At 42.3% G+C, this 22,041-nt stretch carries 25 protein-coding genes; 12 read left to right on the forward strand and 13 right to left on the reverse strand.

Going from position 1 to position 22,041, the window contains the following annotated elements; all coding sequences use genetic code 11:
• Nucleotides 1–108: 108 nt before the first annotated feature.
• Together DAHG_RS11240 and DAHG_RS11245 are read right to left on the reverse strand one after the other, a co-directional pair.
• Complete coding sequence (locus DAHG_RS11240) at nt 109–1,302, reverse strand: MalY/PatB family protein (RefSeq protein WP_022938454.1); 1,194 nt, start codon at nt 1,300–1,302, stop codon at nt 109–111.
• Between the two features lie 11 nt (nt 1,303–1,313).
• On the reverse strand, nt 1,314–2,174 hold the full coding sequence (locus tag DAHG_RS11245; protein WP_022938455.1) for a YitT family protein: 861 nt from the start codon (nt 2,172–2,174) through the stop codon (nt 1,314–1,316).
• 189 nt (nt 2,175–2,363) lie between these two features.
• On the opposite strand from DAHG_RS11245, the gene DAHG_RS19445 reads away from it, so the two are divergent.
• Entirely contained in the window at nt 2,364–3,152 is a 789-nt protein-coding gene (locus DAHG_RS19445) for a carbohydrate-binding family 9-like protein (protein WP_022938456.1), read from the forward strand.
• 75 nt (nt 3,153–3,227) lie between these two features.
• Here DAHG_RS19445 and DAHG_RS11255 read toward each other — a convergent pair whose 3' ends face one another.
• The 3 genes from DAHG_RS11255 to DAHG_RS11265 form a co-directional block, all read right to left on the reverse strand.
• Nucleotides 3,228–3,596 (reverse strand): YkvA family protein, encoded by a 369-nt coding sequence (locus DAHG_RS11255; RefSeq protein ID WP_022938457.1) that lies wholly within the window; start codon nt 3,594–3,596, stop codon nt 3,228–3,230.
• Between the two features lie 94 nt (nt 3,597–3,690).
• On the reverse strand, nt 3,691–4,128 hold the full coding sequence (locus DAHG_RS11260; RefSeq protein WP_022938458.1) for a hypothetical protein: 438 nt from the start codon (nt 4,126–4,128) through the stop codon (nt 3,691–3,693).
• 14 nt (nt 4,129–4,142) lie between these two features.
• Nucleotides 4,143–4,580, reverse strand: coding sequence for a LytTR family DNA-binding domain-containing protein (locus tag DAHG_RS11265; RefSeq protein ID WP_022938459.1), 438 nt, complete (start codon nt 4,578–4,580; stop codon nt 4,143–4,145).
• Between the two features lie 170 nt (nt 4,581–4,750).
• Between DAHG_RS11265 and proB the strand changes: the two genes are divergently transcribed.
• Both proB and DAHG_RS11275 read left to right on the forward strand, forming a co-directional pair.
• Nucleotides 4,751–5,521, forward strand: coding sequence for a glutamate 5-kinase (proB, locus tag DAHG_RS11270; RefSeq protein WP_022938460.1), 771 nt, complete (start codon nt 4,751–4,753; stop codon nt 5,519–5,521).
• Nucleotides 5,518–6,762, forward strand: coding sequence for a glutamate-5-semialdehyde dehydrogenase (locus tag DAHG_RS11275; RefSeq protein WP_022938461.1), 1,245 nt, complete (start codon nt 5,518–5,520; stop codon nt 6,760–6,762). Before proB ends, DAHG_RS11275 begins: the two co-directional genes overlap by 4 nt.
• Before the next feature lie 65 nt (nt 6,763–6,827).
• On the opposite strand, the gene DAHG_RS20600 is transcribed toward DAHG_RS11275, so the two are convergent.
• Nucleotides 6,828–7,715, reverse strand: a complete 888-nt coding sequence (locus DAHG_RS20600) for a GGDEF domain-containing protein (RefSeq protein ID WP_022938462.1) — start codon at nt 7,713–7,715, stop codon at nt 6,828–6,830.
• A gap of 175 nt (nt 7,716–7,890) precedes the next feature.
• On the opposite strand from DAHG_RS20600, the gene DAHG_RS11285 reads away from it, so the two are divergent.
• The 5 genes from DAHG_RS11285 to DAHG_RS11305 all read left to right on the forward strand — a co-directional run bounded on the left by DAHG_RS11285 (nt 7,891) and on the right by DAHG_RS11305 (nt 12,655).
• Nucleotides 7,891–9,456 carry an IS1096 element passenger TnpR family protein gene (locus DAHG_RS11285; protein WP_022938463.1) on the forward strand — a complete coding sequence of 522 codons (1,566 nt, stop codon included), beginning with the start codon at nt 7,891–7,893 and terminating at the stop codon, nt 9,454–9,456.
• Nucleotides 9,457–9,465: 9 nt separating this feature from the next.
• Entirely contained in the window at nt 9,466–10,332 is an 867-nt protein-coding gene (locus DAHG_RS11290) for a hypothetical protein (RefSeq protein WP_022938464.1), read from the forward strand.
• Entirely contained in the window at nt 10,316–10,807 is a 492-nt protein-coding gene (locus tag DAHG_RS11295) for a hypothetical protein (protein ID WP_022938465.1), read from the forward strand. The genes DAHG_RS11290 and DAHG_RS11295 overlap by 17 nt, the downstream gene beginning before the upstream one ends.
• Before the next feature lie 68 nt (nt 10,808–10,875).
• The gene (locus tag DAHG_RS11300) at nt 10,876–12,102 is read left to right on the forward strand and encodes a class I SAM-dependent rRNA methyltransferase (RefSeq protein ID WP_022938466.1); all 1,227 of its coding nucleotides are present in this window, start codon (nt 10,876–10,878) and stop codon (nt 12,100–12,102) included.
• Between the two features lie 70 nt (nt 12,103–12,172).
• The gene (locus tag DAHG_RS11305; RefSeq protein WP_022938467.1) at nt 12,173–12,655 is read left to right on the forward strand and encodes a PTS sugar transporter subunit IIA; all 483 of its coding nucleotides are present in this window, start codon (nt 12,173–12,175) and stop codon (nt 12,653–12,655) included.
• Nucleotides 12,656–12,735: 80 nt separating this feature from the next.
• Here DAHG_RS11305 and DAHG_RS11310 read toward each other — a convergent pair whose 3' ends face one another.
• Nucleotides 12,736–13,080: a NusG domain II-containing protein gene (locus DAHG_RS11310; RefSeq protein ID WP_022938468.1), complete on the reverse strand. Its 345-nt coding sequence runs from the start codon at nt 13,078–13,080 to the stop codon at nt 12,736–12,738.
• 2 nt (nt 13,081–13,082) lie between these two features.
• The gene (locus DAHG_RS11315; RefSeq protein ID WP_022938469.1) at nt 13,083–15,065 is read right to left on the reverse strand and encodes an alpha/beta hydrolase family protein; all 1,983 of its coding nucleotides are present in this window, start codon (nt 15,063–15,065) and stop codon (nt 13,083–13,085) included.
• A gap of 169 nt (nt 15,066–15,234) precedes the next feature.
• On the opposite strand from DAHG_RS11315, the gene DAHG_RS11320 reads away from it, so the two are divergent.
• From DAHG_RS11320 to DAHG_RS11335, 4 genes are read left to right on the forward strand one after another with little or no spacing between them, the layout of a single operon-like run.
• Nucleotides 15,235–15,888, forward strand: coding sequence for a 5-bromo-4-chloroindolyl phosphate hydrolysis family protein (locus tag DAHG_RS11320; RefSeq protein ID WP_022938470.1), 654 nt, complete (start codon nt 15,235–15,237; stop codon nt 15,886–15,888).
• Nucleotides 15,889–15,899: 11 nt separating this feature from the next.
• Entirely contained in the window at nt 15,900–17,039 is a 1,140-nt protein-coding gene (locus DAHG_RS11325; protein WP_022938471.1) for a toxic anion resistance protein, read from the forward strand.
• An 11-nt stretch (nt 17,040–17,050) separates the two neighbouring features.
• A complete protein-coding gene (locus DAHG_RS11330) occupies nt 17,051–17,602 on the forward strand; it encodes a hypothetical protein (protein WP_022938472.1) in 552 nt (183 codons plus the stop codon).
• Nucleotides 17,599–18,552 carry a TPM domain-containing protein gene (locus DAHG_RS11335; protein WP_022938473.1) on the forward strand — a complete coding sequence of 318 codons (954 nt, stop codon included), beginning with the start codon at nt 17,599–17,601 and terminating at the stop codon, nt 18,550–18,552. The genes DAHG_RS11330 and DAHG_RS11335 overlap by 4 nt, the downstream gene beginning before the upstream one ends.
• 69 nt (nt 18,553–18,621) lie before the next feature.
• Here DAHG_RS11335 and DAHG_RS11340 read toward each other — a convergent pair whose 3' ends face one another.
• The 5 genes from DAHG_RS11340 to DAHG_RS19455 form a co-directional block, all read right to left on the reverse strand.
• Nucleotides 18,622–18,966, reverse strand: a complete 345-nt coding sequence (locus tag DAHG_RS11340; protein ID WP_022938474.1) for a MazG nucleotide pyrophosphohydrolase domain-containing protein — start codon at nt 18,964–18,966, stop codon at nt 18,622–18,624.
• Between the two features lie 82 nt (nt 18,967–19,048).
• Nucleotides 19,049–19,852, reverse strand: a complete 804-nt coding sequence (locus tag DAHG_RS11345) for a Cof-type HAD-IIB family hydrolase (protein ID WP_022938475.1) — start codon at nt 19,850–19,852, stop codon at nt 19,049–19,051.
• Between the two features lie 61 nt (nt 19,853–19,913).
• The gene (locus tag DAHG_RS11350) at nt 19,914–20,204 is read right to left on the reverse strand and encodes a PTS sugar transporter subunit IIB (RefSeq protein ID WP_022938476.1); all 291 of its coding nucleotides are present in this window, start codon (nt 20,202–20,204) and stop codon (nt 19,914–19,916) included.
• A gap of 41 nt (nt 20,205–20,245) precedes the next feature.
• Nucleotides 20,246–21,706 carry a PTS ascorbate transporter subunit IIC gene (locus DAHG_RS11355; RefSeq protein ID WP_022938477.1) on the reverse strand — a complete coding sequence of 487 codons (1,461 nt, stop codon included), beginning with the start codon at nt 21,704–21,706 and terminating at the stop codon, nt 20,246–20,248.
• Nucleotides 21,707–21,761: 55 nt separating this feature from the next.
• On the reverse strand, nt 21,762–22,041 hold a 280-nt coding region (locus DAHG_RS19455), incomplete at its 5' end, for a PTS sugar transporter subunit IIA (RefSeq protein WP_034457102.1).

Raw genomic sequence — 22,041 nt, forward strand, 5'->3', positions numbered from 1 at the left:
TACCAGTTCCATATTCGTTTGTCAATGCATAAATACGTTATTTTTTTAAAAATGTGTTATCGGTTCCATATAAGCAATTAAAAAAAGCAGACATTTGCCTGCTCCTTATTATTCAGCTTCAATTAAGCTATGCTTGATAAATACCTGCCGCATCCGCGCCATCGCGTCCTTTAAGATTTGCGTTGGCACCGCCAGATTAATTCGTTCAAATCCCTCACCGGCTTTGCCAAACAGATAGCCCTCATCCAAAAAGAGGTCTGCTTCCTCACGCATTAGGTGCTCTAATTCATCCTTATTCAAGTCATAGGCCCTAAAGTCAACCCAAAGCAGATATGTGCCCTGCAGTTCATGGACAATCGCTTTTGGGAAATATTGCTTGATATATTCATTCATGAATCGTACATTTTCACTCAGCACCTCAATCAATGCCGAAAGCCACGCTTCTCCCTCACGATAAGCCGCCACACAGGAAGCCAGCGCAAAAGGATTAATATGAATAAAGCCGGCATCCTTTAAATACTGTTCACGCAGCGCTTGATTAGGAATAATAATATTCGCATTGCTCATGCCTGCCAGATTGAATGTCTTGCTTGGTGATGTGCAGACGATACAGTTCTCTTCAAATGCCTTATCAATGGTTGGAAACATTGTATGCGTAAAACCAGGCATGATCAAATCATTGTGAATCTCATCCGCAACGATCAATACCCCATATTTTAAAGCCAGCTCACCAATCTGCTTCAGCTCTTCATAGCTGAATACCTTACCGATTGGATTATGCGGCGTGCATAAGATCAGCATCGTATTCATCGGATCTGCCAGCTTCAGTTTCAAATCTTCAAAATCGATTTCATAATGATCCTCGCATAAAATCAAAGGATTCTCTACCACATGAGTTCCATTGCATGCTGCGGCACTATAAAAGGGATAATAAACCGGCGTCATGATCACAACGCCCTCTCCTGGCTTAGTAAAGGCTTTTACCGCCTGATTCAGCGCTTTCACGACACCCTGAGAAATAACGATCCATTCAGGATCAATTGTCCACTGATGCCGATGCTTCAGCCAATAAACCACCGCGTCCAAATATCCTTCAGTCACATTCTGATAACCATAGGGTGTCATTTCATCGGCGCAGCGATGCATTGCCGCCACAATTTCCGGCGCATTCACAAATTCCATATCCGCTACCGACAAAGGTACGATATCCTCACGAACAGGCGTTCCGTCAGCTTTTTTCATCCCTGTCCACTTGCTGGCACCGTTAAGCCGGCGATTCTTTACCGTTGTAAAATCATACATAAACTTTCCTCCTATAATAACCGGCGTTCATAATTACCGGTAACCTGCATTCCCTCTGATAAAATAATAAATGCTTTAGGATCAAGCCCCAATACAAGATCATGAAGATGATTCACTTCATATTTAGAAATAACTGTCATCAGAATATCGGTTTCAGTATCCGTATAAGCACCCTTGCCTTCCCAGCAAGTCACACCGCGCGTCATTTCATGAAGAATCGCCTTCTTCACCGCTTTGTTGCGTGTAAAGATCATGGCACTCATCACAATATTCTGCGTATGCACCTTATCGACCACCATGCCGAAAATAACCGCATAGATAATTGAATAGATAGCCGTTGATAATTCAAACTTCAAGGCACAGATAATATAAATCAGCGCGTTGACACCGATTGACAGCTTGCCGACACTGAACTTCGGTGATTTTATCGCCATATAAACACCCAGGATATCGGTACCGCCGCCGCTGCCGCCATGCTGAAGCGTTAAACCAATCCCAAAACCGCCGATCAAGCCGCCGATAATGACTGAAGTCAATACATCAGGGACAATCGGCATAATTGGTATCAATGTAAAGGCAATCGTCTGCGTTACCACTGAGGTTAGGGTAAGCAGAAAAAAATGCTTGGATAAGCTCTTATACGCCATCAAGAATAACGGCAGATTCAATAATGAGTTTATGATACCGGCAATATCAAATTTAATATCCAGATGCAGCGTCTCCACCAGCATCGTACGAATCAGCTGGGCGATACCTACAACCCCGCCGTTAAATAGATTCAGCGGCACAATAAACATATTTACCGCAAAGGCAAACAGCACTGAACCCACAACTACATAAACAAATGAAGTGAGCAATTTTTTATCTTTCATACTATGAACTCCTTAAACAACACTATTATACATTTTTCCAAAACCCTTTCATAGATTGAAATGGATGAAAAACAAAAAAACTAAAATGTATGTCAGAATCAGCACTATGTGCCGTAAGCGTTTACAACATATATACTCCGTGCTATAATGAATTTATAAAAAGAGCGTTGCTCAGAAAGGGAAAAGATTATGAAAGCAAATAAGTTTGGACTTGTTTTGACAGCAGCAGCATTATGCATATCAGCAGTAGGTGTTATGAATATTCAGGCAGCAGATGAAGACAAGAATCCCGTAACTGTTGTCGCATATAATCAAGCAGAAACAGCCCACTATGATGTGGTAAAGCGTGATGCCAAAGCTACGATTAATGGTAAACTGGATGAAAAGGTTTGGGAAAGCGTACCATCAATCTCAGGCTCCTTCCACTATCCATGGGAAGCCGTTGAAGCTCCTTATACTGAATTTAAAGCTTATCATGACGGGGTTAATTTTTATTTCAGTTTTGTTGTTAAAGATACACAGGTATTAGCAGAAGCAACATGGAAGGGTGAAAGCACCGTTGATAATGAAGACCGTGTTGAATTATTCTTCGCTAATGGTCCGGTAGATAAACCAAACAACGGCATGCAGCCATATTATGCGATTGAAGCAGATCCAAAGGGCCGTGTTCATGACTATTCAACAGTTTATTACCGCAATATGGACAGTGAGTGGAATATGGAAGGCTTACAGACAGCCGCTAAGATCGTTGATGACGGTTATGTGGTAGAAGGTCTGATTCCATTAAAGACATTAAATGATCTGAAACTAATCAATGAAAATAATGTGATGAGAACCGGTATCTATCGTGCTGAATTCAGTAAACCTAGGGGTGCAAAAGATATTACAATGCAATGGATTTCATGGGTTGATCCAAAGACAGCTGAACCTGATTATCATGTAGACAGCTCATTTGGTGAACTGCGTTTCTTACAATAATTGCGAAAGAGTGCTTGCGGCACTCTTTTTTAATTTTCCTCTTGATTTTCTTATCCCTTGCCTGCCCTTTGCCTATTATTTCCATATCATTTTAAGAATCAAAACAAATACCAACAGCCATATACAAACAATCGGTAAAGCATAATACCACTTTTTAGGTTTGCCGTCTTCCCATAAATGTTCGGCCGCTTGATGATGCTTTGCGTAAATATCCTCAGGTATGCATTTCAGTGTCAGCAGTATCAGAAACGGCAGTAAAATCACATCGTCCAGATACCCCAGCACCGGAATAAAATCAGGAATCAGATCAATGGGAGACAGCGCGTACCCCACGGTGATCATGGCTAAGATTTTCGCAGGCAAGGGCGTGTCCTGATCCCTCATTGCCAAAAATATCGTCGGAATATCAACCTTAAGCTTTTTAGCCCGTTCCTTTAATGTCATCAATAGCACCTGCCGATCAATAAGCCAATTATACCATATTCTCAATAAAAGCTGCGTCCAATATAAAAGAGCGCCAAGGCACTCTTACAAACTTTTATTGCTTCTGAAAATCATGCAGATGCTGATTCAATGCCCTTGTCTCAATCTTCTGCGCGACATGAACACCAAACCACATGGCAAATAAACCGCCTTCTAAAATCACGATCAGCAGACATTCACCCCAAAGCGGAACATCCGCAAACCACTGAAACAGCACCGCCGCGCCGATAAACAGCAGATTGCACATAATCACCCATAGAATCGTGCGCCTTTGCAGCTCACTTTCATCAAAATGATCAGGAAACAACGCACTCTCAATAATGGCGATGACCATTGAGGTCAGCGTCATTTCCACAAGCATCAGTATCGATATTGAGTCATGACCCAATAATACTTCAATAACACCTCTGAAGAAGATTAAAGCCATCGTATAAATAGCCATATGCTGCTTCATATTCAATCCCCAGCGATAAAAATGTGTAAATTCTTTCATTCCTCTCATCCTTTCTATAAGCCGATCCGCTCTCTTAAAAGCGGGGCATAATGTCTGGAAACAATTAATTTCTCTTGATTCTTTAGAATTATTTCAATTCTTCCGGCCAGCGCGCTTTTCAGTGAATGAATCGAATAGAGATTCACAACCACAGATTTACTGATGCGCAAAAAGCCAAGACTTTCATAACGGCCTTCAATTTCCGCCAGATTCAGCGCTGTCTGATAGACATCCTTTGAGGTATATAAAAATGTTTTATCTTCCAATGCCTCCGCATAATAAACATCCTTAAATTCAAGCATTGTTATTTCTTCCTTGTTCTTCCAGCCGCTGAGCTTCTGTGTCTGAAGATTGAGAAAAGCAATAATCCGCATGATTTCACTGTCTACCTCCCGGCAGCGCAGCAAAATTTCATTTTCCTCATAATCCCCATGTTCAATTTTGATTTTCATACTCTCACTCCTATCAGCTGACACCCATATCATAGCGAAACAATGCTTCCTTGGCAAATGAATACCGCCAAGTTGACATATCCTTAAGCTAAGATGCACGCTTTACATTTAATGCGGTTCATACTAAAATACATCTATAAGTTAGAAAGAGTAATTATGAGGAAGAGTGAATGAAAAATTGTGCAGACGCGAAACGCATCGTGATTAAAATAGGGACTTCAACGTTAGCTCATCAAACGGGCCGGCTGAATATTCAGCGAATGGAAAGATTAGTAAAAGTCATCGCCGATTTGAAAAATGCCGGCAAAGAGATTGTCTTAGTCAGCAGCGGGGCGATCGGCATCGGTGCCGGTAAGCTTGGACTGCCCGAGAAGCCGCAGGATCTAAGCGGCAAGCAGGCATGCGCGGCAGTAGGTCAATGTGAATTAATGTATATCTATGATAAGTATTTTGCGGAATACAACCATACTGTAGCTCAAGTGCTGTTAACCCTTGATGTATTGAATCGTGATTATGTAATCAATACGTTTACCCGCCTGCTGGCAATGAATGTATTGCCAATCGTAAATGAAAATGATACGGTGGCGGTTGATGAAATTGTCGTAGGTGATAATGATACGCTTTCCGCCATGGTCTGTGAATTGATCCATGGTGATCTGCTGGTAATTTTAAGTGATATTGACGGTGTTTATGATGATGACCCGCATAAAAATCCTGATGCGGCGCTGATTCATGAAATACCGGAAGTGAATGATCAGATTGAAGCCTTAGCGAAAGGGGCGGGCTCTAAATTAGGCACCGGCGGGATGGCTACTAAAATACACGCCGCTAAGCTGGGCATTCAGGCTGGGTTCGCAACGGTTATCATGTCAGGACAGCAGCCGGAGCAGCTCTATGAATTATTTGCCGGCAAACAGGTAGGAACGAGGATTGGATCATGAGTGATTTACTGCAGATGGGCAGACTTGCGAAAAAAGCTGGCAAGCAGCTGGCCCAAACAACCAATGAACAGCGCACAAATGTGTTGGCAGATATCAGCCATCGGCTGCTGACCCATACTGAAGCCTTGATTGAAGCGAATCAGCAGGATATTCAGGCCGCTCAAGAAAAAGGCTTGCCGGCGAGTACGATTGATCGTTTAATGATTGATGAAAAGCGCATTCAGGCCATGCGTGAAGGAATCCGTGAGGTAATCAATCAGCCTGATCCTTTGCATCAATTAATTTCAGAAGAAACCAGACCAAGCGGTTTAACGATTAAAGCAATAACAGTACCGTTAGGTGTCATCGGCATGATTTATGAAAGCCGCCCTAATGTAACTATTGACGCGGCAGCCTTAGCGATTAAAAGCGGCAATGCGATGATTCTGCGCGGCGGCAAGGAGGCGCTTTGCACAAATAAAGCCTTAGTTCAGGTAATTCAGGAAGCCCTTGCCAATCAGCAGCTGGACACTCACTGCGTACAATTGATTGAAAGCACTGACCGTTCATTAGTAGATGAAATGCTCACGATGAATGAAATCTTTGATGTCATCATTCCCCGCGGCGGTAAATCACTGATCGAACGTGTCGTAAATAATGCGAGAGTCCCAGTCATTCAGACCGGTACCGGCAACAATACGCTTTATGTTGATCAAAGCGCTGATTTAGATAAGGCACTGCCGCTTGTTGAAAACGCAAAATGCCAGCGGATCTCCGTCTGCAACTGCATTGAGAACTTATTAGTACACAGGGCGGTTGCCGCAAGCTTCCTGCCGCGGCTTGTCCAGCAGCTCAAGGCTTATCCAATGACCTATTACGGCGATGAGACTGTCTGCTCGCTCATTGAGGCTCTGCCGGCTGACGATCAGCTCTATGCCTGTGAGTTTCTTGATTATAAGCTGGCTGTCAAGGTGGTTGACAGCATGGCGGAAGTCTTAGCCTTCATTGACACCTATGGTACTCATCACAGTGAATGTATCTTAGCGCAATCACCTGAGGCCATCACTGAGTTTTTAAATGGCGTCGATGCCGCGGCTGTTTATGTCAATGCTTCAACCCGTTTTTCTGACGGCTTTGAATACGGCATGGGATGTGAAATCGGCATCTCCACCCAAAAGCTGCATGCCCGCGGTCCAATGGGATTAAAAGCTCTGACTACCATTCAATATCAGGCCGAAGCTGATTATCTGATTCGTTCATGATTAATTAAATATCCAAAAAAAGGCTGTGACCTGCAAAGATTTTTTTGCAGCCGCAGCCTTTTACATTAACAAATTGTATATCCATTCTTACCGGATCGCTTTACCTCATACATTGCTTTATCCGCCTTAACATACAATGTTTCAAAATTATCGCCATCCTTAAAGGCATAGGCAACACCGATACTGACCGAGATGCGGATATCCCGATAGCTGAATTCACAGATTTGTGACGCTCTCTCCCGAATCTTGAATTCACTGACATCCTTCATAAAAATCACAAATTCATCGCCGCCGATCCGCCCTAAAATATCACTGGATCGAAAAAGCCGGCGAATCTGTTCGGTAAAGCCAATCAGCACCTCATCGCCGAAATAATGACCAAGCTCATCATTAAGCGCTTTGAAATTATCGATATCCAAAAGCATCAGCGCGTGAATATGCTGACGGTCAGCACTCATCAGCCATTCATCAATCAGCCGCTTGGTGATAATCTTATTATAAAAGCCCGTCATCGGATCAAGACTCGCCCGCTCTTTCAAACGTTCCTGCTCCTGACGCTCGGCATCAATATTCATCAGCATCCCAATAATAATGAAACCAGTTTTCAGAAGATGAACTTGATACCAATGCATTTCTTTCCCGCTGATCAGTCTGAGACAGGCATGCACCATCTCACCCTTCTTGATTCGCTGATTAATCATCACCAGCTTTTTTTCATCTTCCTTGTGTACGATATATGAATTCATATTGATCCGCTGATTAATGCCGGCAAGTGTTTTAGTTTCACAGTCATATTCAAAAAAAATCCACTGACAGTTAGAAGCCAGTAAATGATAATGATCCAGTCTTCTTTTAATCGCATAAAGGCGTTGATTTTGAATGATGAAATAAATAAACACAACCATTAATATAGTAAATAATATAATAATCAGCAGGTAAACACGTCCATTCATAATAACTCCTTTCAATCCCCATACTAACATTATATAGAACCATTTTGCGAACCATGTCGAAAATGAAAATATGAGAATTACATTGAGTTCGACTATCAATTCTGTAAGTTTTGGAAATCCGCTAAATAACTACTATAAAATATGATAAAATAAAATCATTAAGGGGGAGCTTAATATGAAAACTCTTGAATTAACGATATCGATCTCTGATAATGGCGTCAGTGCCAGCCGCAAGTGTCTGATACCTGCACAATATACCTATGAAGAGCTGCATCGTATCATTCAGCTGCTGTTTGGCCTTGATAATGTTGAATACTACACCTTTAAGCTGGATAATAATATGTTCATCCATGAGATCAGTTCCGGTACCCACAGTAAACCGGCCTCTGCCAAGCTCCTTCGCCTTAAGCTTAACGATACTTTTCATTACTATTATGATATTCTGGAAGCCTTTGATTTCAGAATCAAAGTCAGCAATATTATTGACCGTAAGAGTAATGTACCGGAAGTTTTATCGTATCGCGGCAAAAACCTCTATGAAGGCATTCTGCACGGTAATTTTAAAGAAGAGCGCACATTATTTAATCAAGGCTGGTGCAACCTTGTTTTAGGTGCCTTTCGCGGCCATCACGTTGAAACCGAATGCCGTGTGCGCATCAATGCTGCGTTTAAGACATTGACAGCCATTAAAAATTGGCAGGACAGTATGTATAACGCTATCTATGAAGTTCAAACTCCGCAGAACCGCACGTTCTATTTTGCCAGTATCTGTGAAGATGAAGTGATTATTGATGCCTATGCCAATGAAGACAAGCTGATTCAGTTTGTGAATATGAATGTAAATGCCATGGATTACAGTGCCATACGCTATCATGATACGCTGACAATGACGATTAAACGATTGGATTATCGTGAGGATCGCTCAATCTATGATTTTTCCAGCAATACTTACGGCGGCATGCTGACTCGCTGCAACGTTTTTAATCCGCATCAGATTTTGAAAATTGAAGAATTGATTCATTTTACCGATGCCTTTACAAAAATGGTCAGTGTCATCAGCGAACTGGCACGCAATGCTGTCAAATTGGAAAAGTCACAGATCAGCATCGATCTTAAAGGCGGCTATACGATTCATCCGTTATCCTTGACTGTCCATCCGTTTGGTCTTGATTTGGATTTTGACCCGCTGAGTTTGAATGCGGAAAAATTGTATGACACGATTGAAATCGATGTCGTAAGCGTGTATGATGAAGAGGCACGGAGTGAGAATGATTTCTATCCGGTACTCCTGCTGATTGCTGATGAAGAGAATATTGAAGAGATGCGCTTAGAGAACTGTTCATTAAAAACTATTGCTTACAACATTGTGGATATGCTGCTGAATCGAATGATCTGGCACGGCCCTTATCAAACTATCAAAGTCCGCGACAGCAATATGAGCAGTATCCTTGAGCCCTTTGCGGAATTAGGGACAAATATCATCGTTGAGGATCACTTAGAATGGCTTGATGACCATGTGATTTCAACTTACTTTGATGAGGTATTTGATGATGATTCCCTGAGCCGCGAAATGATTGTAGCGCAGATGAAACAAGCAGGTCTTGATGAAGATATGATTAATTTCTATGAACAGATGAGTGATGAAGAATTTGATGATTTAAACAATCACATCGATGAATTGATCGATGCGCTTGAAGATGAATTAGAAGAACCAGCGATTGATTATAAAAAATTAAGCTGAGGAGGTTCTATGAAAAAGAGTGAATTTCAGCAGTTTGGACGATTTAAAATGGTTAAGCGTAAAATTTCCTCCTCGGAGCCGCTGACCATTACTGAAAGCTATGTCGAGAAGGTTAAAGCCGGTGACAGCTGTTTAATCAGCGGCTGTGAGATTGAACGTCTGAAAGCAATGGGACCCTGTACCATTGAAAATTCAATGATTCATGACTGTCTCAGCTTCAGTGAATGTACAATGAAGGAAAAGGTACGCGCTTTAACGATTACCGCTATGGGTTCAGCAAGCTTTGACCATACCACCTGTAAGGTTTTCCGCAATGCTTCAAGTAAAGACGGCACCTCCTTAGGCAGCCACAAAATCAGCGGCAGTATCGCGGCGGTAACTTATGAGAATTATACAAGCAGTGTTTTGGATTATGAGTTTAATTATATCAATATCTTAAATAAGTATTTTTTAGAATGCGCCAAAGCCATTGAATGCGGTCATTTCATCAGCTTTGCGCCCTTCTACATACCGGCCATACAGGCTGAGGTAATGTATATCCGGCCTTATTTCAATACATTTGTGACAGAATTAAAAGCCGATAAGCTGATTATTGCCAACAAGCTGAAGGATCGCTCAATCTTTGACGATATCATTTCCATGGCGGATTACCGTGATTTAGTTAATAAGCAGTTTGAGACAAGTCATATGCATGTGGATCGAATCGAAGCTAAAACATTGATTTTAGAGAATTGTGATGCGAAAATCGTGATTGCTGATCATGCGATTATCAAGGATGATTGTGTTATTGATGAGCTTTATGCGAAAAGCTATGAAATATCAAAGAATGCCCAGGTAAATAAACTGGCGGGAGGTAGTTATGCAGCTGAAGATTAATGAAAAATTTCCTGTGGAATTTAGTGAGGCAGGAACTTATATCAGTTTTGAGGATAATACATTTTATGCCGTTATGGCGGATGAATTCTGGTCAGATACTGAATTAAAGCTATTTAAGAATAAAAAGATGCTGATTCAAATTGTTAATAAAAGTGATCAGCTGATTTTCCTGCTGAGTGTTGACGGTGTGATTGAAACCAGTGATTTCTATTTTAATATTCATGATGAGGAAGCCTTTGTGAAAGCCGACTGCTACAACTTCTGTTTCATTCTGCTTGATAAAAACAGTGTGATCAACGGTATGAAAACATGCACCCTGAATAAAGCAACCTCCGCGATCATCTCACAGATACTCGATCAGCAGCAAAGCAGTGAGTATGATGAAGAAGTGAATCTAAAGAAGCTGGCGGCTTTGCAGAAGCAGTTTGAGCCTTTTGAACTGCAGCCGTTCGCTTTATGTGAAGAAAGTCATTAGCAGCGTCATCGGCGCTGTTTTTATGCTTATGGAATGTGGTATAATAGGCCGGTAAAAGGAGATACAGAATGAACAGAGAGTTAAATTTAGCGGTGGTTACCGTTAGTGATAAAGCAAAGAAAAGCATTCAAAGCAATCACCCCTGGGTATTTGAACAGGAGGTTTTAAATGTCGAAGGCAATTATGAAAACGGCGATCTGGTAGATGTCTTTTCATTAAAGAATAAATATTTAGGCAGTGGATTTATCAGTGAAAAGTCAAAGATCAGAATCCGCATCATTTCACGCAATGCGAATGATCGATTTGATGATGCCTTTTATGAACGGCGGCTGCGCCATGCCTGGGAATATCGGAAGACAGTCATGCAGTCAGATATTACAAACTGCCGGATCATATTTGGTGAAGCGGATTTCTTTCCGGGACTGACCGTGGATCGTTTTAATAATTTTTTAGTTACGCAGACACTGTCGCTGGGCATTGAGAAAATTAAGCATAAACTGTTTCCGATGCTGATCAGAATCCTGCGTGAAGACGGACAGATCATCGATGGTTTGTATGAACGCAATGATGTGGCAATTCGTGAGCTGGAGGGGTTAGATCAAAACAAGGGCTGGTTTCTTTGCGAAGAACTGCCAACAGCGCCAAAAACAGCGTTTACCCAGATCTGTGAAAATGGCATAACTTATGATGTTGATGTAGAAAACGGTCAGAAAACCGGCTTCTTCCTCGATCAAAAATATAACCGTCTAGCTATTTCCAAGCTGACTCAGGGCAAGCATGTACTGGATTGCTTTACACATACCGGCAGCTTTGGTTTAAATGCGGCAAAGGGCGGCGCAGAACGTGTTGTATCCGTAGATATATCTGAATCCGCCATCGCAATGGCGGAAAAGAATGCCAAAGCCAATCATTTGAATGTAGAATACCGCTGCTGTGATGTCTTTGATTTACTTGATGAATTGATCAAGAGCCGCAGCAAAGAGTTTGATTTCATTATTCTTGACCCGCCGGCCTTTACTAAAAGCCGTGAAACCGTGCGCAACGCGACAAAGGGTTATAAGGAAATCAACACCAAAGCGATGAAGCTGCTGCCCCGCGGCGGTTATCTGGCCACTTGTTCCTGCTCCCATTTTATGAACGAGGGATTATTTAAACAAATGCTGCATGATGCGGCGGAGGATGCGGCAGTTCAGCTGCGTCAGATTGCCGTTTACCATCAGGCGTGGGATCACCCGATTTTATGGAATGTGCCGGAGACGAATTACCTGAAATTCTTTATTTTTCAAGTCGTTTAAAAACTCATTGACAACGTTTACAACTACTAGTATTATGGAATATGCCAAGTAGGGGCAATGAGAGGCAAATATGTTTAATCTATTCAAAAAAAATAAGGCTGTTTATCATTTAGCAGCGCCCATCGACGGACATACGATGAGCTTGGAAGAAGTCAAGGACCCAGTGTTTGCTCAGAAAATGATGGGTGACGGTATTGCTGTCAGATCAAGCGGCGATGTTGTCGTAGCACCGGCGGATGGTGAGATCTGCCTGTTTCCTAAAACCAAACACGCGATTGGTTTAAAGCTGGATAATGGGGTTGAGGTACTGATTCATATCGGACTTGATTCCGTGGATTTAAAGGGTGAAGGATTTACGCAGCTGGCACAGGTTGGCGATCATGTGAAAATGGGAACGCCGCTTTTAAAAATTGACCGTGCATTTGCGGAAAGTAAAGGTGTTTCCTTGGATACACCGATGATTATTGTAAATTATACAGACTATGAGATTCTTGCTTATCATCATGACATGGATGTGAAAGCAGGCGAAACGGTAGTTGTTGAATACCGATAAAACCGCAGACGCGGTTTTTTTTATCATAATAAAAGGCACAGCAACTGCTGTACCTTCATTTTAATCATTCTTGATACTTTTTATTCCATCGCACTGCTGACCATTATACCATTTGGCAGACAAACGATAGGAATCAGCGATTCTGAATCAATCCATCCCATCTGTTCACATAGATGGTTTGGACATTCGACATCGATAACTCTAAACTTGTGATCCTTGACCTCAAGTGTCATTTTACCGTAATCACCTTCAAAATCATAGGTTGCGTCTTTTGCAATATCAAAAGTCAGGATCACTTCCTCACCATGCTGAACGATACCCAGCTCTTTCGGCTTGCTCGTCAGTTTCACAACCAGCATAATCACACCGATCAGCGCCGCAACAGCTACAATAATACCTACAAACTTCAAATCTTTTTTACTCATAGTTACTCCGATCCTTTACAATACTTATCCATCCAGTTTGTGATTTCCTCTAAACGGCGGATGCGGTTCAGCGGTTTGCCGCCGCGGCTCAGCTCATGATTTTCACCATGGAACACAACCAGACGGGTTGGCACACCATGCTGCATCAAAGCCGAAGCCATTTGATAGCCTTCGGAAATCGGACAGCGATAGTCCTCATCAGAATGAATGAACAGGGTTGGCGTTTTAGCCTTATCTGCATACTTTAATGGTGAATGCCACCATAATTTCTCCATATCTTCCCATACATCACCCGCGCACTGATCCTTGGAAAAATGCGGACCGATATCACTGGTGCCATTGAAGCCAACCCAGTTAGCGATTGAACGCTGTGAAGCCACAGCCGCAAAACGGTCAGTATGACCAATGATCCAGTTACTCATGAAGCCGCCGTAGCTGCCGCCGGTTTCACCAAGCCGAGCTGGGTCGATGGCCGGATATTTTTCAAGCACAACATCGGTAAATTTCATCAAATCATCATAATCGATCGTACCGTATTTACCGCGGATATCAGCAAACGCATTACCGCGTCCATCACCGCCGCGCGGATTCATGAAGAATACAAAGTACCCCTCAGAAGCCCAAACCTGCATTTCATGATAGAACACTTCCCCATAAACGGTCTTAGGTCCGCCGTGAATATCCAAAATAGCCGGATATTTCTTATTCGGATCATAGTCATAGGGTTTTAAAACCCAGCCGTCTAAATCAATACCATCATTTTCAAACGTTATTTTTTCATAATCAGCGACATATTTATCCTTCAGCGCCTTTTCGTTTAAAGCACTCAGCTGAATACCCGCATCCTTAAGCATATACACTTCCTGAAGCTTGCCCTGAAGCATGGCCGCAGCGGCAATGCCATCTTTATACTCAGCGATGCAGTCCAAGGAACCCTCTTCTGTAAATACCGGTTCAATATTGCCTTCATGATCTAAGGAATAAAGATGTGAAGCATTGCGTCGTGTCGTTACAAAATAGAATTTACCATTCTTTACGAATGACATCTTACCGCCGCCATAACGGCAGTCACTGCCCACACTGCTGCCTACCGCATCTTCATTATGCGCCAGCAGTTCAAGATTTCCCTCTTTCAGCAAATAAAATTCAGGGTTCTCATTTAAACCATAACGATCATTGCCAGCCGCTAAAACTAAGATTTCATCATCAAAGAAGCAAACCTGCGCAATATCATGACGGCCTTCCGGATATAATTCTTCCATCGTTTGATCATTTAAGTCGATGCAGTAAATACCTGCCTGCAAATTAGGCTGTACAAGATATGTAACCGCTGAGAAAAGCACTTTATTTTTCTGCGGATGCAAATTGATGCCGCTCACATCCATATGTAATGGTGTCAGCCATTTCACTGACTGATCAGACACACTGTACAGCATCAGACGGGAACGTGTCTTATTGATAAAGCCGGCGCCATTAAAATAGAACGGCAGCTCATCCACAACCTCAACTGCCTGATCCGCTTTTTTCTGTTTCAGCAGCTTTTGTTTCTCCTCATCATTCAACTCCGCCATCATTGAGTAATTCAAATTATAATTCACACACATTAAATAGCGGTCTGCATCTAACTTTTCATAAGCAGTAACTGTATAAGGCACTTCAAACGCCTTAACCGCTTCACCGCCATGCGTTGATATGCGGTAGAATACGCTCAGTTCTTCACCATCAGCAGTCTTCTTTTTATCCGCTTCATCACGCATCGCCTTAAATAAGAGATGATCATTATCCTCCCAAATAAAACCCGCTTCATGATTGCCGCTGGTTAACTGTCTGACTTCTTGATCAAGAACATATATATTTTGATCATAACCGTTAGTATCCGCATTGGCAGCAGAAACGACAAATGCCAGGCGTTCTTTATCATCCGATGACTTTAAATTTGAAATATAAGCATAATTCAGAAAATCTTTTAATTGCAATTTTTCCATAATTTAACCTCTTTTTCACTTTTCATATTATAACCCATTCTAACTCTATTTCCAAGCATCCGGCAAAAAAACGCCAAATGAGGCAAAAATAGTATAACATTCTTGTAACTTAGATGGTAAAACAAGTGTTAGAATGGTAAAATAATGAATAGAAGCGAAGGTGAAGCTAATGATAAAGAAAACCACGACCAGGGTTAAGAAAAGTGCCATGCCGATCTATCTGGGCGGTCTGGTTTGGATCATCCTTGCCTGTTTTTTAAAGATGACCCAGCTTTCCGATTATCTGATCTGTATCGCAGCCGCTTTATTGACCTATGTGATTTCAGAAAGGGTTAAATTCAAACCGGAAGTGATTACTGAAACCACCATGGTACCTGAATCTGAACAGGAGGCTGCCAATCTTAAGCTGCAAAGTGAACGATCGGACATTCTTGCCCAGCTGCGTGAGTGTGATGAAATGATAGCCGATGAAACTGTAAGCGCGCAGATTCGCCGCATTGAAAAAGCGGTGGGCAATATTTATGACTATCTGAATGAACATCCGATGGCGGTAAATAAAGTGCGTAAATTATTCAGCTATTATCTGCCGACGCTGATCAAGCTGTTTCATTCCTATGACAAGCTTGAGGATATTGAGATGCAGGGCGAGCAGGTAAAGAATACGATCGCGCAAATCAAACGATCCGCTGAAATCGGCGCGGAAGCAATTGAAAAACAAGTTGACCTGCTTTACAGTGATGAAGCCATGGATATCAGCAGTGATGTTCAAGTGCTTGAAACCTTGATGAAGCAGCAGGGACTGCTTGATGAAAAAATTCGATAAGGAGAACGAACATGGAAGAAAAGAAGAGTGTATTACCTACCTTGACATTAGATCCAACTGAAGATCTGAAGGCAGAAGAGGTCAGTGAGCCAGTAAAGGAAATAAAACCGGTACAGCTTGATGAAGAAACGCTGAGTGAAGAAGAGCGTCAGCTGGTCAATGATTTTGCGGAGAAGATTGATTTGACTAATTCAAATGTGATCCTCCAATACGGAGCCGCTGCTCAGACTAAGATTTCAACATTTTCTCAGTCAGCACTGGATAAAGTAAAAACAAAGGATCTGGGTGAAGTCGGTGAATCACTGACCAGTCTGGTTACTGAATTAAAGGGTTTTGAGATTGATAATGAAGAAAATAACGGTTTCTTTGGTTTCTTTAAGAAACAGTCAAATAAGATTACTCAGCTAAAGGCTCAGTATGACAAGGCTGATGCCAATGTTGAAAAGATTATCGCTGTACTTGAAAAGCATCAGATTCAGCTGATGAAGGATATTGCGATGCTGGATCAGATGTATGAGCTGAATCTTCAGAATTTTAAAGAACTATCCCTTTATATCCTGGCCGGCAAGAAAAAGCTCGCGCAGGCACAAAATGAAGAGCTGCCAAAGCTGGTTGCACAGGCGGAAAAGAGCGGTCTGCCGGAGGACGCACAGCGGGCTAATGATTACGCGGCATTCTGTACGCGTTTTGAGAAGAAGCTGCATGATCTTGAATTGACAAGAATGATTTCAATTCAAATGGCACCGCAGATTCGTCTGGTACAGAATAATGATACGATGATGGCTGAAAAAATTCAGTCTTCATTGGTCAACACAATTCCGCTTTGGAAGAGTCAGATGGTTCTGGCACTGGGTGTTGAAAATTCACGTCAGGCTATGGAAGCCCAGCGAGCGGTTACCGATATGACAAATGATTTGCTGCGTAAGAATGCGGAAACGTTAAAGGTCGGCACAATTGCGACAGCGAAGGAAAGCGAGCGCGGTATTGTTGATATCGAAACGCTGCAGAATACAAATAAGAAGCTGATTGAAACACTCGATGAGGTGATGAAAATTCAGGCTGAGGGACGTACTAAACGCCGTGAAGCAGAAGCTGAATTGGGCCGCATTGAGGGTGAATTGAAACAGAAGCTTACGGAAATCAATTTATAGGAGTGATAAAAATGGAACAATTGAAAAAACGCAGTACAGCCCTTTTGATTGTTCTGGTACTGATCCTAGGTGTCAGCGGATTTAAAAGCCGGATCACCTTCGCGTCTTACAGCAAGGCAGCAGAAGCAATGTTTTATGAAGGGGTGGACGGTGCCAGTATTGCTGCTGATCTGGAAAGTAAGATTTCCACAGCTAAAAATCTGATCTTTATCGCTGAAAAATATCAGAAAAATGGATTCGATGAAATCACAGCGCTGAAGCAGGCAATTGAAGACTTAACAGATGCGGATTCGATCAAGGCTAAAGAAAGTGCCAACGCAAAGCTGGATGAGGCTTTCTTTGCCCTTTCGGATAAGCTGACAGCGATGGCGCTGAGTGAACGTGATGAAAATTATCGAATCAGTTTAACCTATGATTTCAGAGGACTCAACGATATGATTGATAAGAGTCCTTATCATGATACAGTTGAAGAATATTTGAAACAAACGACAGGCTTTCCTGCTTCGATTCTCTACCGAATAAGCGGGGTTGAGTTGAGTCGTTTCTCAGGAGGCAGCCAATGAAAAAAAATCGCATTGCTTTATTATTTGCCTTTGTGCTGATGCTGCTTTCACCATTAGCGGTCCACGCCTATACGATTCCTGAACCCAGTGTTGATCTGTATGTCAGTGATTATGCGGATGTGATTGATCGTGAGGTTGAGGAAGAAATCATCAATGCCAATCTTGAGCTTGAAGAAAAGAACGGCGTTCAGATCGCGGTGGTAACCGTTGATTTCCTTGACGGTGCCAATATTGAAGATTATGCCTATGATCTCTTTAATCAATGGGGAATCGGTTCAGCAGAAAGCAACAACGGCGTCTTATTGCTGCTGGCTATCGGTGAGGATAATTATTATTGTCTTGCGGGTGATGGTTTAAGCAACCTCTTATCCGCCGGTAGAATTAAATTGCTGCTGAATGAATATCTTGAACCTGATTTCGCAAGCGGTGATTATTCAGCGGGGGTCAGCAAAACCTTTAATGCTATCTATGATCTGGTAAAGGACAGCAGCGGCACACCGATTATTCAGGAGCCAATTTATAATGATAACAGTCATTATAACAGCAATTCCAGTTCCGGTACCAGTTCACATCGATCAAGCAGTGTAGGTATCTTCTCCTTGCTGTTAGGTATCTTTGTATTAATTGTTGTATTTAGTATTGTGCTTAGCTTTATCAGTGCCTTTACCCGGCCGCGTGGTTATGTGCGCAGACGTCCTTACTGGGGCGGCTTCTTTGGCCCGCATGTAATCATTCACCATGACCATCATGATCATTATGACCGGCATGACCGCGGACCGCGTCCGCCAAGAGGCGGCGGCTTCGGCGGTGGTTCTTCAAGCTTTGGCGGCGGCAGGTCTTCCGGCGGCAGATCCTTTGGCGGCGGCAGATCCTTTGGCGGCGGCAGATCTTCTGGCGGGAGGTCCTTCGGCGGCGGTTCCTCAAGAGGCGGCGGCGCTGGCAGACATTAATTAAACCCTTTGATTCAAAGGGTTTTTTTCATGCAAAAAGAGAAGCAAAAACGCTTCTCCCTTGATAACTTATGCTTTTTTATCCTTTCGCAGCTGCATGACAAACTGCTCTAAATTTGTTTCATGATGATACTTTATTGATGCTTTCTTATCTTTTTCAATGATAATATCATTCATATCAAGTCCATTGAGGGCAGCAATAGCCAGCACATAATGAATCACATCGGCTAATTCATTCCCCAATTGCGCCTGCAGATCTTCCTCACCCGCTGATTTTCTGCCGGCCTTTTTATTTAAGACTTCCGCAGTCTCGCCAACTTCCTCCACCAGCTTCATAAATAAGCTTTGATCAATGCCGCCATCTTTATAATGATCATACAAATATGCCTGTAATTCTTCAATTGTAATATTCACAGCCAATTCCTCCATCTGATTTAGTTGACATCATCTTACCATTGGCAATTAAATAAAACAAGTCTGCATTCAAAAAGAGAAGCTAACCCACTTCTCCCTTTAACACCCGCCATAGAAAGGCTGATACACCTTGATGATTATTATCCTCGGTAATATAGCGGGCCTTCTCTTTGATGACTGATGACGCATTCCCCATTGCCGCGCTGTTCGCAAAACATTCAAACATCGACAAGTCATTATGATTATCACCGATTACCGCCACATCATCAAAACCAATATTTAAGCGCTCAGCCAAAGCCATCAGCGCCTTCCCTTTTGATGCCTGAATATGGGTAATAGTACATAAATTATCTTCCGCAATCAGACAATGTGTACTGCTTAATGTATTGATAAAGGCAGCAACGAGCGCAAGCAGCTGCGGATCTGTTTCAATGATTACAATCTTAAACAGCTCCATTTTAATCAAACATGCGGGGTCATGCAGTTCTTTAACTTCAACCTTGCCATTCATGCGATTCAAAAAGTATTGATTTACCGCATCAGCATAACGTGTATATAAGCAGTCATTGCTATAATAAACACTGCGGATACGGTATTTCTCTAAAATCTCGATAATCGGCAGCAAATCATTCAAAGCAAGGGCATGCTTCACAATAAAACGTTTACCATCATAGATTTCCGCGCCGCCGTTGGTAATAATCGGCACCCGCAGATCCAGCGCCTTCACAAAGGGCATAACGATTTCCATATTTCTGCCGGTCGCCAAAGTAAATTCAATGCCTTGCTTGCGCAGCAAGGGCAATACCTCACTCATTCCCGCGTCGATTTTTTTATCATCATCAAGTAATGTGCCATCACAATCAGAAGCGATCAGACGAATACTCATAGAAGCCCCCTTTCCTTTTTAAAAGGATATCGGCTTGCCCCGATATCCTCTGTTTAACTAATTATTCAATGCCCGCAGCAGTTAATAATTCTTTTGCTTCCTTATCTGAAAGCACATTCTTCATGCCGCAGATTTTAACGCCTTTTTTAGCAGCGTCATCAAACATGCTGACAAAATTCAGCGGACAGAACACAACATCATACTGAGTTGCGGCGCTCTTCCCTTCTGATAATGAGCAGTGATGGATCGTCTGAACTTGAATCCCCAGATCCTTCGTTGCTTTTTCAACACGCATTTTCATCATTAAGCTTGTTCCTGCACCGTTCGCGCAGGCAACCAAAATTTTAACCATTTAAGCAATACCTCCTATTTAACCTAATTATATCACTAAATCTATTTTTTAGCGTTTACTTTTTCCAGATAAGCATCATAATCTTCAGTAATCAGGAAGTAAGTATCTGGATGTGCGCGATATTGCAGCTGAGGGATAGCAATCAGAATGATAATTACAACAGCAACACCCGCGTAGCTCAGGAACTTCATTAATACTGTGAAGATCGGCCATACAACTGCCCAGTCAAACATACCGAGGTAACCGCCGTATGCAGCCAGTCCTACCCAGCTTGCGATGATAGCGGAACCAAATACCTGACATAAACCAGCGATGAATGGCATCAGCATAGCAGCCTTAACGCCGCCTTTGTTATTAGCAAATACAGCAATAGTCGCATTATCGAAGAATACTGGAACGAAACCAGCGATTACTAACGTTGGTGATTTCAGTAAAATCAAAGCGATAATCGCTAAGAACTGACCAGCAGCACCGAATAAGAAACCAACAGTTACAGCGTTTGGTGAACCAAAACCATAAGTAGCCGCGCAGTCGATACCTGGAACAGCACCTGGCAGGAAGCTGTTTGAAATACCTTGGAATGAGTTTGTCAGCTCAGTAACGAAGGTACGAACACCTAATTGCAGGATTGCCAGATAAACAGCAAAGTTCAATGAAGTTGTCATAATATAGAAGAAGAAATTCTGTGATTCTGCGATGAATCCAGCTTCAACCATATAAGGCTTACCTAATACTAATAAGATAGCACCAAAGAATAAAGTCATCAATACGGCTGTCGCAACCATATTTTCATTAAAGATAGATAAGAAACCTGGGAATTTAATATCTTCAAGTTTTTGTGAATTCTTACCGCCGAACATTTTCTCAGATAATTTAGAGAATAATGCCAAACCAAACATTTGCTGGTGAGCAACGCAGAAGCCGCCGCCCTCAGTCAGATCTTGAGTAATTTCAACAGTTAAATTAGATGCAACTGCCCAATATAAACCAAGTAATACACCCATCAAAATCAGCATTGGCGTGCTGCCTAAGCTTGGGAAGCAGAACAGGATCAGCCAGAAAGCTGTTGATGCCTGCTGCATCTGAACGTGTCCAGTAGTAAATACGGCACGCATTTTTGTATACTTCTTTAAACGAACAAGAATCAAGTTGAAAATAAATGCAATTAACAGCAGGATCATTACGTCAGAGAATGTTCTGCCGATATTTTCCATAGCTGCTTGTACAGCATTCTGACCGAAATAAGGGTCAATAACCATCGCATCAAGATTAAAACGATCTTTTAAACCAACCAGGATCGGACGGAAGTTGTTAACCAAGCCGCCAGAACCAACAGACAAAATCATATAACCAACGGTTGCCTTGATAAATCCGGCAAATGCTTCATAAATCGGTTTTCTCAGTAAGAGGTAACCAATCAATACGATCAGCCCGATGAAGTAGGCTGGCTGAGTGAGAATGTTGCTCGCAAAAAACGACCAAATGTTTAATAAAAAATCCATAAATTCATCCCTTTCTTTTTTGTTATATCCTTAGAACTTACGTTCTTTATAACTATTATTGATAATACTTCTTATCGATGGCCAGAAGATCTTCCTTGCTCTTGGCTTCCAGCAGCTCTTCGACTAATTCCTCATTCATTAACATTTCACTTAACCGCATCATGTTCTCCAAATGCTTCTCATGATCCGCACTCGCTAATACGAAGAACAACCGCGCGTCCTTCTCTGGGTCCTCAGGATCAAAATGTACCGGCTCCTCCACTTTCATGAAGCAGATCGCTGTCTCATTGACGCCTTCAGCGCCTTCCGTACTGTGCGGCATCGCGATGTTTGGT

Origin of the sequence: Dielma fastidiosa, from assembly GCF_000313565.1 — a bacterium.
Lineage (GTDB): Bacteria > Bacillota_I > Bacilli_A > Erysipelotrichales > Erysipelotrichaceae > Dielma > Dielma fastidiosa.